Annotated in this window: 9 protein-coding genes; 4 read left to right on the plus strand and 5 right to left on the minus strand. The window is 48.5% G+C overall.

What is annotated here, in order from left to right:
- Positions 1-313: 313 nt before the first annotated feature.
- Entirely contained in the window at positions 314-1,681 is a 1,368-nt protein-coding gene (gene gorA / locus CX664_RS15145) for a glutathione-disulfide reductase (protein ID WP_101747552.1), read from the minus strand.
- 746 nt (positions 1,682-2,427) lie between these two features.
- Here gorA and CX664_RS15150 point away from each other — a divergent pair.
- Positions 2,428-2,787, plus strand: coding sequence for a nuclear transport factor 2 family protein (locus tag CX664_RS15150; protein ID WP_101747553.1), 360 nt, complete (start codon positions 2,428-2,430; stop codon positions 2,785-2,787).
- A gap of 466 nt (positions 2,788-3,253) precedes the next feature.
- Here CX664_RS15150 and CX664_RS15155 read toward each other — a convergent pair whose 3' ends face one another.
- Both CX664_RS15155 and CX664_RS15160 read right to left on the minus strand, forming a co-directional pair.
- On the minus strand, positions 3,254-4,936 hold the full coding sequence (locus CX664_RS15155; RefSeq protein WP_101747580.1) for an NAD-dependent malic enzyme: 1,683 nt from the start codon (positions 4,934-4,936) through the stop codon (positions 3,254-3,256).
- Positions 4,937-5,622: 686 nt separating this feature from the next.
- Positions 5,623-6,516 carry a DMT family transporter gene (locus tag CX664_RS15160; protein ID WP_101747554.1) on the minus strand — a complete coding sequence of 298 codons (894 nt, stop codon included), beginning with the start codon at positions 6,514-6,516 and terminating at the stop codon, positions 5,623-5,625.
- A 245-nt stretch (positions 6,517-6,761) separates the two neighbouring features.
- On the opposite strand from CX664_RS15160, the gene CX664_RS15165 reads away from it, so the two are divergent.
- On the plus strand, positions 6,762-7,088 hold the full coding sequence (locus CX664_RS15165) for an ArsR/SmtB family transcription factor (RefSeq protein ID WP_101747555.1): 327 nt from the start codon (positions 6,762-6,764) through the stop codon (positions 7,086-7,088).
- Between the two features lie 14 nt (positions 7,089-7,102).
- Here the strand turns inward: CX664_RS15165 and CX664_RS15170 are convergent, their stop codons facing one another.
- Positions 7,103-7,756 (minus strand): hypothetical protein, encoded by a 654-nt coding sequence (locus CX664_RS15170; RefSeq protein ID WP_101747556.1) that lies wholly within the window; start codon positions 7,754-7,756, stop codon positions 7,103-7,105.
- A 322-nt stretch (positions 7,757-8,078) separates the two neighbouring features.
- Here CX664_RS15170 and CX664_RS15175 point away from each other — a divergent pair, with 322 nt between their 5' ends.
- Complete coding sequence (locus CX664_RS15175) at positions 8,079-10,307, plus strand: zinc/cadmium/mercury/lead-transporting ATPase (protein ID WP_146000038.1); 2,229 nt, start codon at positions 8,079-8,081, stop codon at positions 10,305-10,307.
- A 58-nt stretch (positions 10,308-10,365) separates the two neighbouring features.
- Positions 10,366-11,535: a pentapeptide repeat-containing protein gene (locus CX664_RS15180; RefSeq protein WP_101747558.1), complete on the plus strand. Its 1,170-nt coding sequence runs from the start codon at positions 10,366-10,368 to the stop codon at positions 11,533-11,535.
- Positions 11,536-11,595: 60 nt separating this feature from the next.
- Here CX664_RS15180 and CX664_RS15185 read toward each other — a convergent pair whose 3' ends face one another.
- Positions 11,596-13,296, minus strand: a complete 1,701-nt coding sequence (locus tag CX664_RS15185; RefSeq protein WP_244910673.1) for an HlyD family type I secretion periplasmic adaptor subunit — start codon at positions 13,294-13,296, stop codon at positions 11,596-11,598.

Here is a 13,296-nt window from a genome sequence, read left to right on the forward strand (position 1 = left end):
GGAATTTGATACTTCATAACATCAAAAGATAGCCAGGATTTCAGGGTTAGAGATAGAGATTTTTCTCCAGCGAAAGTAGCTGAAGATTTTCTTTTTCTGTGAATATTATGAGTCCGTTTACGAACCTGCTATGGATATTGTCGTGTAATCGTCGGGAATAGCTGGGGAAACAGAGGTTAAGTTTTGGCAACTCCATTTAGTGGATAAAGTAGTAGTCAAAGTTGCCAAAACAATTAATTTCTGAGTTTGCCGAAGACCTTGCTATCCGTGGACATCAGTTGTCAAAATAATTAAAGTCCTCCACCAATTTGGCTCACCGCATAGTAACAAACTCCTCAGCGGAGGTTGGGTGAATGGCAACGGTGTCATCAAACTGAGCCTTGGTAGCTCCCATCTTTAAAGCCACAGCAAAACCCTGGAGCATTTCATCCGCACCGTGTCCAATCGCATGGATACCGACGATCTTTTCTTCTGCACCGACAGTTATCAGCTTCATTCGTGATGGCTGGCGATGACGGGTCAATGCGCTGTACATGGCCGTAAACTGGCTGGTATACACTTTGACATTATCATCACCATAAGCTTCACGGGCAGCCAGTTCCGTAAAACCCACTGTACCGATCGGGGGGTGGCTGAAGACAACCGTGGCCACGTTGTCGTAGTTCAAATGCTCATCCGGTTTATTATTGAACAGACGCTCTGACAGGCGACGACCCGCAGCAACAGCAACCGGGGTCAATTCAACCTTGCCGATGTTGTCACCCACGGCATAAATGCCAGCGACATTGGTATTCTGGTATTTATCAACCGGAATGTAACCCCGGGCGTCCACCGTAACACCTGCTGCATCAAGATTAATACCCGCAGTATGTGGCTTACGGCCTACAGCCCAGATCACCGTATCAACATTTAATAAGTTACCGTTTTCCAAATGAACGGTCAGACTTCCATCGTCTTCTTTTACCACTTCTTTTGGTACTGAATGGGTATGAAGCTGAGGACCTTCGGACGCCATCACTTCTACCAGCGTATCCGACAGCATCGCTTCAAAATTACGCAATGGCTTGTGTTTACGAACCAGCAAATGTGTTTCACTGCCCAGGGCGTGTAGCACACCGGCCAGTTCAACAGCTATGTAACCCGCACCCAATACAGCCACCCGGCCAGGGCGCTCAGTCAACTCAAAGAAGCCATCCGAGTCGATACCGTATTCGGCTCCGGGAACATCTGGGATCAGAGGCTCACCACCGGTTGCAATGGTGATATGGTCCGCTGTGTAATGCTCACCATTTACTTCTACTGTTCTGGCATCAACAAATCGTCCATAGCCGTTTATTACGGTAATTTCATTATTGCCCAGAACCCGTTCATAAGAAGCATGTATACGACTGATGTAAGCCTCTCGGCTGTCGACGAGCTTGCTCCAGCTAAATGACTGCAATTGCTGGTCAATGCTGATATCAAAGCCGTAGTCAGGCCCATAACGACAGGCATCAGCAATTTGCCCGGCAAACCACATGGCTTTCTTGGGAACACACCCTACGTTTACGCAGGTTCCTCCCAGATACTTAGCCTCTACCAGCGCCACTTTTTTACCGTACATAGCTGCACGATTTGCGGAAGCGATACCACCGCTTCCGCCGCCGATTACCAGATAATCAAAGTGGTTTGATGTCGTCATTTTATTGTCCTGATCATTGCAGAGCCGACACAAGCCTGCCCTGTGAAAGTCTCTGATTACTATAAGGTCAAACTGCCCGATTTAAAGTATTAATGTGCATTTGATACCTATGGCACAACATGAGCAACCTTATTCACCATCTGAAATGGCTGGCCAACTGAGCCAGTTCATATTTGTTACGTCTATTCCGAAGGTTACATCCAGGGGGTAAACGCAGTAACAGGAAAACTGCACCAGACATCTGGCGATACAATATGAATGGCCTGTTTACCCCTTATTTACCAAGGCCTGCAGAGATATTTATAAAAGCTGGCACACCACTTGTATTATGTCAGGCGAGAACAAAAATCGTCAGAACATAACAACAATAACAACGACGATTCCCAGCCTACAAAAATAATAATATCAGGCCGGGCCACTCAAGCAGACAGGTTTGCACGGTACCTTAAGGTAGCCGACAAACAGGGATAAGAAAGCCGAGAAGACTGACTGAGTCTGGTAACAGGCGACAAAAGGCAGCGCGGGCATTCGACAGGGAAGAAATAAAGAGCTTCTGCGTATCTGTAAACCTGTCTGTTTGTTTATTTTTTCATTCTATAAACTTCTCCCCCCCCCTTTACTTATTTAATTCTCTTCTTTACTCCCTGGAATCCAACCTGTGACAACTTGAAGCAGGTCGATATGTCGGGTTAGTGCTATCTTGTGAATTTTGGGTATCCACTCACAAACCATTGGCATCTCAAATTATGACCAACGATGAACAAATCGAAGCCGCCAGAGCCTATATTGCTCTGTCCAATGCGCACAGGCTGGACTGGATATCTCAAATGTTTGATGAAAGTGCCAGCTACTACTCTGCCTTTCTTGGTGACTTCCAGGGAAAGGCCGCGATTCTTGATATGATGACGGCTTTTTTTTCAAAAATCCCTGATGTGAACTGGCATGTTAACAGCTACCGCAGCCTGGATGGCTGTTGTGTAGAACTTGAGTTTGTCAGATCGGGCACTGATATTGCATCAGATGAATCTTTGAACGTACCAGGGGTAGAAAGGATTTTTTTCTCCAAAGAAGGTTTGATCAGTCGTATAGAAGTGCATAAACCCTGAACCATGTTCGTCTGTTACCCGGGTTACACTCTTCACAACCCAGTACTCAACAAGTAACAGTTCACCCTTTTTCCATGGCATGGCCTGAACGGTGCAGAAAAAATTTTCCCATTAAATATCAACAAGTTAAAAACTAACAAAGGTTATTGGCACACCCTTTGTATATGACCAGTCGCAAACCAAAAAATGCCAAATAATAACAACTAAATGGCAAATCCTGCCCACCAATAATAAAAACAACAGGTCGGTGATTAAAGCAGATAAGTTTGCAGGATACTGAAGGACATCAACTGGCAAATTGCTGGAATGTTAATAAGATTGCCGCAGATTTTTTAAAGACTGCAACACTAGGCAACGGAACATACCAGACATCTGTCAGTCAATAACAACAATAAAGATGCCTGGTAGTTTGTAAACTTATCTGCTTATCCTTTTCTACGCTGTAACGTAAATCCTGGTACTACTTTCAAGAATCAGACAGATGGACTCTGCAATATTCAGGGCTCCAGCGCTTGTTCCTGACTCTGGCTTCCAGTGTAGTTTGTTCACATTTAGGTGCCAGCCCCTCTTCCTGCGCCTTTCTGGCTACGGCAATCGCTATATCACAGGTCACCTGGTGAATACGGTTCAATTCAGGCAGAAGAGCAGCGTCCGGATTCATAACCGCTGGCGAGGCCATGGCCAGTGTTTCCACCGCCGCATCCAGCATGTTGTCAGATACTCTTTCAGCATCACTGGCCAGGACACCAAGACCCAGCCCCGGGAAGATATAGATATTGTTACATTGGGCGACAGGGTAACGGTTACCATTGTACTCAACCGGATCAAATGGGCTACCAGTAGCAATCAACGCCCGCCCCTTACTCCACTGAATAATATCGTTTGGCGTGGCTTCAACCTGGCTGATGGGGTTAGACAGTGGGAAGACAATGGGGCGCTCATGGTTCTCAGCCATTTTTTCAATGACTTCCCGGGTGAACAGGCCTGGCTGACCTGATACCCCAATGATAGCGTCTGGTCTGGCATGGGTGACGACGTCTGACAATCCGGGATTCTCATCACAACCCCATTGACGAAGTTCTTCACAACTTTGTACCAGCCTCTGCTGGAATGGCCGCAGGTCTGCCATCTGGTCATTCAGCACGCCATGGCGGTCAACCATGAAGATTCGCTGACGGGCTTCTTCTTCACTGAGTCCCCGGCCAACCATCAGGCGGATCAGCTGCTCGGCAATACCGCAACCGGCTGAGCCGGCACCAAGGAAGGCAATGGTCATCTCCTCAATGGACTTGCCTGCGGCTTTGGCCGCTGCCAGCAGTGATGCGGCAGTCACACCGGCTGTGCCCTGAATATCATCATTGAAAGAACAGAGTTCATCCCGGTATTTTTCCAGCAGTGGTGTTGCATGGTCGATGGCAAAGTCTTCAAACTGTAACAGTGCTTTTGGCCAGCGACGTTTCAGTGCACGAATAAAGTCGTCCACGAACGCATAGTATTCATCGTCTGCAATGCGCTCATGACGCCAGCCCAGGTAATTCGGGTCATTCAGCAACTGTCGGTTATTGGTGCCGCAATCCAGGACGATAGGCAGTGTTTTGTTCGGTGCGATGCCACCCACCGCACTGTAGAGAGACAGCTTGCCAATACAGATCCCCATACCGCCAATACCCTGGTCGCCCAGGCCCAGAATACGCTCACCATCCGTGACAACAATCACTTCAATATTGCGCTTGAAGTTGGCCAGCATGGCTGAGATATGTTCACGCTGGGGATAGGAAATGTAGATGCCTCTTGGTCGACGGTAGAGGTCACTGAAGCGCTGACAGGCCTGCCCTACAACCGGCGTGTAGATGATAGGCAGCATTTCCTGAAGATGACGTTGCAGGAGAGCATAAAACAGTGTTTCGTTGGTATCCTGCAATGCACGCAGGTAGATGTGCTTCAGTATCGGCGTAGGCTTGACGGAGAAAGACTTATAAGCTCGACGACATTGTTCTTCCATCGACTCTACCCTTGGCGGCAGAAGACCATGAAGATCCAGCTCACTCCGCTCCTCCATAGAAAAAGCGGTCCCTTTGTTCAACAGGGAGTTTTCCAGCAACAAACGGCCTGTGAGGCCAGTATGGATGCTTTGGTCGTGTTCGCTCATTGTTTTCCTACGTTTTTTCAGCCGATGTGTCAGCCGTTTTTTCAACAAAAGTGTAACCGGAACTGCTGATATAACAGTCAGTGTCAGCAGGGGCACAAAGGATAATCCTTAGTGCAGGAGTAGAACAAACGGAATAACCGAAATAATCAAACATGTATAACGTCGGCAGCAACTGTCTGAAAAACAGACTGTCTCAACGATTTGGTGGATTTTGCCCTGAGGCCAAGACTGGTATTTGTTACCTTGCGGGAGCATTGTCACATTTTGTGGGGGGCCAGGTAACAAATCACAACCGATGAACTGTGCATTATTTAATCATAAAAAAACACGCCATCATTCGGAAACTACGTACAGCAAGGCATAAGGGAATTATCTCTATTTTTGGCACAGCAGTTGTATTAGTTAAAGCAACAAGAACAAAACACCCACCATAAAAACAATAACAGGGTTTGGTGCCGACTCATCAGAGCGTTTTATAACAAGAACAATAAAGAGTCGGCAGTAACAAGCAGATGGGTTTACAAGGTGCTTTTTTGCGGACGCAGCACCAACAGGGATACCAGGGCGCTTAGAAGATCAGCTAAATCCGGAGTAATATCGGAAAGGCGGCCGGGCAAAACTGGAAATATGGAAGTTAAATAAAGCTATTTTCCACACAGCTTGCAAACCCATCTGTTTGTTTTCCTTTAATCCTTGGAGCGTCTAAGCTGCGACAGTAGCATCCCGGTCATCATCAGGCCGCACCCTGAAAAACCTCTCAGTCCAAGCTGCTCGTCCAGCAATAGCCAGCCTCCCAGTACCGCAAAAACAGCTTCCAGACTCATAATGATAGCCGCATGAGAAGAAGCTGCATCTCTCTGGGCTATGATTTGAATCGTAAAGGCGACACCGGTAGAAAGAACGCCGGCGAACAGCAGAGGCCCTGCACTTTTTAGAATGGCATCAAGGCTGATGGGTTCCAGATAAAGAGCAACCATCATGCTGCATAAAGCGGTCATAAAAAACTGTATTAATGACAGCCTCAGCGGATGAACATGCCGGGAAAGCCAGCCAATCAGCAGTATTTGAATGGCATACATAAGGGCAGAGCCTAACGTCAGCACGTCACCTTTATTGAAATTCAGGCCATCCTGTACGGTCAGGAAATACAGGCCCGCCAGCGCAATGGCTCCCCCCAGCCAGGTTGCAGGTCGGGTACTGTGCCCAAACCAGATCCCCAGTATTGGCACCAGAATGATATAAAAACCGGTGATAAAGCCAGAGTTACCCGCTGTGGTATACAACAGACCAACCTGTTGAAAGGATGAAGCAAGAAAAAGTACTACACCGGTCAACGGCCCCCATTTCAGCAGTAATTGACTGTCGTATTGCGTTTTATGGCCGGAGACTTTCTTTCCGGAGATGTTTTCCAATAGAAAATAAACCGGTAATAACGAGATAAAGCCCAGAGCAAAACGGCAGGCATTAAACAGAAATGGTCCAAGATGCTCCATGCCTTTGATCTGGGCAACAAAGGCAAATCCCCATATGGCAGACACCCCCAGTAGTAGAATATCTGCTCGAAGCGCTTTGGTTTTCACAGTGCATAACCCGGCTTGTTGTGGCCATCCTTTCGCCAGGCTGGCCCGATTATTATTGATGAAGGCTTATACCGCTATCAGCGGCTTATCATTGTCGCCTGCTTTTTTGCTGAGAGCATTTTGCCACCAGCAGCAAGGCTCGAAAAGTGTTTATCGACGGATGATGCAAACCCAGGAAAATAGACTATGCCCTCATGGCGCAATACCATTACCAATAATTATTTTCTTAAGGTTCGGACAAGCCTATGGTCGATATGCATCAAACCTGTTGTTCTCTGCTGCCTGAGCTGTCTGAACAGGACATGGGGCGACTGGCAAAAATTTTCCAGCTGCTGGGAGACACCAAAAGACTGCAGCTGGTCATTGCCTGTCTTGAAGAGCCACAGCCTGTATGCTGTCTATCGGAAATTTCGGGCATGTCGCAACCTTTAACCAGCCATCATCTGCGCAGTTTGCGGGAAGCCCGAATCCTGCGATCAACCCGCAAAGGAAAGCAGGTACTCTATGAGTTGGATGACCACCATATCCGTCATGTCATTCTCGATATGGCGAATCATGTTAAAGAGCGTTGATAAAATAGTACGGGTTATTGCTTGAGTTTATTTTCCTGGATGCTGAAAACCGCTTCGATATGAGGTCGAAGGATGGGTCTGTTTTCATGTAAAGCCATAGATAAGGCAATATCCACTTTGGAAAACTCACTGAGCTTGTTTTCCTGATTTTGCATCTCTTTGATGTGGTCGAATGCATTTTCAAGGTGGACTCTTGCCCCATGGGTAATTGCACCCTCGGCAGGGGTCGTATCCACGCAATGAAAGCCATAAAAATCGTATGCTTCCATTCTTTCACCACTGGCATGGTTTATAGAGTTGAAGGCAGATGTTACCGAGCTGCTGGCAGCAGTGGCAGGGTTTTTATTAGACGCGCCGTTTTGTACGCCATGCAAACTGAAAGCCTCAGAATCCTCTATCAATTTGCCAATCGTTTTTAAGTGGATCATTTCGTCAATTCTGGCCTGAAAATCATCCGCTGTGGCAATGTCTGAACTATGCTCTATCTTTCGCTCCGCCAGTGAGGTTGATGGTTTGGAGTTCTCCCCCGGGGCTTCTGGTATCTGCTTGATGGCCTCAGTGGTAGTCACCTGTTTATTGTCAGCGGTTTTACCCGGGGAATCGGACACAATGTCATTATTTGGAATAGTTGGTTGCGATGATGAAGGACCTGCGGGGATAGCGCTCATTATTCTTTCTCCTGATAACCATTCAGCCTGATTCAAAAATCCATTATTTCTGACATTCAGCTTAGCAGTGGATTTCTCCGCAGAGTGGTTACAGCAATACTCTTGGCAAATCGAACACGGGTGTAGGCTCCGGTTCATATTAAGAAAGTATTAATCGAACAGACCTTGATAATTGCACAATGCACTTAACAATATTCATTTTCATGGCTTGACGCGCCACAAATATAAAATTATTTTTATATAAACATTTTTTTATATTATTACGAGTGAAGCCATGTCATCCTGCTCAGCAACCCACAGTGACAGCCCACAGAGTGACACAATGAAAAGTAGCTGTGCTGCATCTTCGTGTTGCGGCAATAACACTCATTCAGAAGCTTCTACAATAGAAAGTCAGACTTCTTCGGTTTCCGGTAGTATGCAGCTAAGCTGGATCATCACTGGCATGGACTGCCCGGGCTGTGCCGCCAAAATTGAGAATGCCGTAAAGGGGCTGAACGGTGTTACTCAGGCTCGGGTCACCTTTGCAACGGAGCGCCTGCTGGTAGAGGGTGAAAATCGAGTCGGCATCAGTGATGACATCCTTAAGACTCTCAAAGAACTGGGCTTTTCAGTTAAGGACGACGCCGCTTCAGAAACGGCAGCTGACAGTATCCTGAAAAAATACTGGCGCATTATGTCACTGGCTACGTTTATGCTGGTCGCGGTATTGATTCAGGGCACCTTTCCCGTTGCTGGCAACGTGTTTTTTTACCTGGCGACACTCTGGGGGCTCTACCCTGTTGCGACCAAAGCATGGCAATTAACCAGAAGTGGCTCTCCCTTTTCCATCGAAACCCTGATGAGCATCGCGGCCATTGGTGCCCTGTTTCTGGGTGAAACCGTTGAAGCAGCCATGGTGCTTCTGCTGTTTATGATCGGTGAGCATCTGGAGGCATTTGCAGCAGGGCGGGCTCGACAGGGTGTCCAGAAGCTGATGGCGCTGACACCAGAAACGGCTTACCGTATTGACCGCAATGGGTATAAAACAGAGGTTTCTGCCCATACGCTGACACCCGGAGACATCATCGAAATATTACCGGGCAGCCGTCTGCCAGTTGATGGTGAACTCTTAACGCCTAACGTTAGCTTTGATGAAAGCGCACTGACCGGCGAATCCGTCCCTGTTGAACATAACCCCGGTGAGAGTGTGATGGCTGGCTCGTTATCTGTGGATCGGGTTGCCCGACTCAGGGTGATTTCAAAGCCCGGAGAAAGTGCGGTTGACCGTATCATCCGTCTGATCGAAGAAGCAGAAGAGCGAAAAGCGCCAGTTGAACGTTTTATTGATGCATTTAGCCGCTGGTACACACCATTAATGATGTTTCTGGCGGCACTGGTAGCTATTGTTCCGCCGCTGGTATTTGCCGGGTCCTGGGTAGAATGGATCTACAAGGCACTGGCACTGTTACTGATCGCCTGCCCATGTGCACTGGTGATTTCAACGCCTGCTGCTGTTACCTCGGCCCTGGCCAGAGCGTCTCGCAACGGTGCACTGGTCAAGGGTGGTGCAGCCCTTGAGCTATTGGGTTCGGTCACAACGGTCGCCTTTGATAAAACCGGCACACTGACGGAAGGAAAGCCTGCCGTCACTCACATAGCATCATTTGACCGCTCAACATTCAATCCAGAGCCCAACCCAGAGCAGGAACTCCTGCGACTGGCTGCAGCCGTCGAGTCAGGTTCAACACATCCACTGGCCAAAGCCATCGTCGCCAAGGCTGATGAGATGAATATCAAACTCCCTCCCGCCGCGGACATTGTGGCCAAAGCCGGACTGGGTGTGCAAGGTCAGGTTGAAGGCAAAGCGGTGGTCGTTGGCTCACCACGACACTTACAGGACAGTATTGATCTGATTACAGGCGCTCAACAAAAACTTGAACAGCTTGAAGAGCAGGGTAATACCATCGCAGTAGTGACGGTTGGAGGGCATTTGGTGGGTTTTATTGCCCTGCGGGATGAACCAAAAGCCGAGGCTCCGAATGCCATCGCAGCCCTTAAAGCCATGGGTATCAACAGTATCATGCTCACTGGTGATAACCCACGGGCTGCGAAAGCCGTCGCCAGCCAATTGGGAATGGAGTATCGTGCGGATCTCCTGCCCGGAGATAAATCTGCTGAAATAGAGTCGCTACGAAAACAAGGCCGGGTTGCCATGATCGGTGACGGCATCAATGACGCCCCTGCACTGAAGACGGCAGATATCGGCATTGCCATGGGATCGGGTGCCGACATTGCTCTTGAAACCGCCGACTGTGCGCTGACCCATAACCGTGTGGCAGAACTTGCGGACCTTATTGGTCTTTCCCGCGCCACCATGTCCATTATCCGCCAGAACATTTTTCTGGCCGTGGGCAGTAAAGCCTTCTTCCTGGTCACAACCCTGCTGGGCATAACCGGACTCTGGGTTGCTGTCCTTGCCGACACAGGTGCCACAGCCCTGGTCACCGCCAATGCCCTCAGGCTATTGCGAAATAAAAAAGTGAGCACGTTTATGAAATATCCGGGCTAAACCTTTAACCTATCCGGGCGACTCAGAATGAAACGAGTTTGTCCGGAGATTTCCACCTGTGCCACAGAAACAACGCCCATCATCGAAGTCTTCAGAACAGAAGTCTTCACCAAAAAAGAAGGTTTCAACAACGTCGGGTAACCACAACATTCTGGATACCGATGGGCTCAAAACCTCTGGCTTAAGAGCCAATAACAGCATTCTGGTCAACAAAGAGGTTGGCAAGTATCAGGTCCAACAGACATCAGGGCTGGCTTCTCAATTTGAGCAGGAAAAAGAGAAGGCTGCGCGGCAACGGGCATTGCTGGAAAGTCTTCACCCCGGATGGACCGCCCCGGATCAATCCGACTTCACAGGGCTATCTCTGAACCATCGGGATCTGGAGCGCATGCGCTTTAAAAACAGCCTGATGCAGCGCTGTAAATTCCGGTCCGGCAAACTGCGTGGCGTTTATTGGAAAAACTGTGACCTGCGTGGTGCCGATTTTCGCCATACCGATCTGCGGGACTGCATTCTGGATGGCTGTAATTTGAATGGGGCCGACCTTCGTCACGCCAACCTGGACAATGCCAGAGTCATTGACTCCGACCTCTCAGCAGCGAATTTTGATCATGCCATGCTGGATAAAGCGGTAATTGAGAACTGTGATATGACCGCACAAACCTTCCACAACAGCTCCTGCCGGGAAATACGTTTATACAACAGTCATATCATCCACGGATTCTTTGATAATACAGATTTCTCACAGGCAGAGATTGAGGATATGGAGTTTCGTCACTGTACCCTGACCAAAACCTCATTCAACAATGCGGCGATCCAAAACGCATCATTCAAAGGGTGTGAAAGTTTTGATGAAGGCCCCTCTTTTTCCGGGGCAACAATGAATGAAGTAACCATGGCTGACTGTGAACTACAGTCTGTGAGTCTGGCCAATACTGAAATATCTCAGTGTGTCTGGGAGCGTGTCAGCCTAACCAGCGCCCAATTGGATAATGCCGTATTCAACAAGGTCAGCTTCAATGAAGGCGTTTTCACCGACTGCTTCAGTGTGGAAAAGGCACCCACCTTTACCCACTGCCATCTGAATCATTTACTGATCGAGCATACCGACCTGACCGATGCACACTTCAGCCAGAGTTGTTTTATCGGAACCATTATCAAAGACTCAGATATTGAACAGTGGCAACTGCACAATACCCGAATCGCACCGGATACAATGATTGAGTAAGGCTGGAAATACCGCTGCTTCAGTGGCTATGATCACATCGGAAAACCAGCCTCATCCTGTTTATCTTTCTGTCAACGCATTCTGCTTGGCCCTGAGAATAGGCTTAAGCAGATAGGCCATCAGCGTCTTATCTCCGGTGATAATGTCCACATTGGTTCTCATACCGGGAATAATCATAAGCGGTTTATCTTCTGAGCCGACGAAGTTATTTTTGGTCCGGATTCGGACAATATAAAAGCTCTCGCCTTGCTCATCCTTGATGGTATCAGCACTGATGTGCTCAACCTCACCTTCAAGCCCACCATAAATCGCAAAGTCATAGGCCGTTAGCTTAACCACCGCTTTCATCCCCAGACGCAGAAAACCGATGTCTTTGGGCTGAATTTGCGCCTCAATCATCAGGTTATCTTCCAGTGGCACAATCTCCAGCAGACTCATGCCGGGCTGAACGACCCCACCCAGCGTGGTGATATGGATTTTCTTAACAATGCCATCCATGGGTGATTTGATCAGAGTCCGGTCTACCTGGTCTTCAAGGGCATGATTAGACTCACCTAACTGATCCAGATGAACTTCCGTTTCCTTGAGTTCCTGAACAATATCAGCACGGTATTCCTGAAAAACCTCTTCTTTACGGGACAGCGCCTCCTGATAGGCCGCCTGTAACTTTGGAATACTCAGCTCAGTTCTTCGCATTTGTGACTCAAGGTCATTCACCCGCTGTCTTAACTGAATCAGCTCAACCCTGGAGACAACACCCTGCTCTGCCAGAGGCACGGTCAATTCAAGTTCATCCTGTCCCAGTTCAAAGCTGGTGGTCAAAAATATCAGCTGATCTTCTGTGGTGGCTAACTCATGCTCAGCCTGGACAGCCTGCTCCCGGGCAACATTGAGCTCTGCAATGAAGCGGTCGGCACGCTGATAAAAAATTTCCCGCTCTCGCTCCATATAAGCCGGATAGTCGTCCAACTCAGCCGGGAAGTTCAATGTTTCCCCCGACAACTCGGCTCTCAGTCTGGCCGCTTTGGCAAGCTCGCTGTAATACTCAATGGCACTTTCCCGAAAGGTGGAAGAGAAACGGGTATCATCCAGCTGCATCAACGGTTGCCCGGAGTGCACCTGTTGACCTTCTGCAACAAAAATCTGTTCCAGAATCCCACCTTCCAGATTTTGCACCACCTGCAACCGCGAGGATGGAATGACGATCCCCAGGCCCCTGGTAATTTCATCCAGTCGGGCAACACTGGCCCAGACGATGGAAGAGAACAGCGCCAGCAGCATGGTGTATATCAGTAAACGGCCACCTTTTGGCGTTCTTATCAGCATGGCGACATTGGTATCAGAGATATATTCCATATCATCTGGTAGCACTGTGTCTTCTATCTTTTCTAAAGAGTTCTCTGAAGAGTTCTCTGAAGAAGTCTCTAAGGAGTTTTCCGGAGAATCCTCCCCTTTGCCATCCTCAGAAGCACTCTGCTCCTGGCCATCAGGAACATTAATTGCCTGGCCTGACACTTCCTGTTCTGACTCAGCCGACTCTGAAGCGTTCTCTGAAGAAGTCTCTAAAGAGTTCTCCGAAGAATCCACTCCTTTGCCATCCTCAGAAGCACTCTGCTCCTGGCCATCAGCAACACTAAATGCCAGGCTTGGCATCAACTGTTCTGACTCAGCCGACTTGGTAATGTGGCCTTCTGACGGTTCAGTCTGATTCACAGGAGCCTCTGTCGAGCCCTTTACGTCCTTATCATCGCTGCTACTCAT

Source organism: Endozoicomonas acroporae (assembly GCF_002864045.1).
Classification (GTDB): Bacteria; Pseudomonadota; Gammaproteobacteria; order Pseudomonadales; family Endozoicomonadaceae; genus Endozoicomonas; species Endozoicomonas acroporae.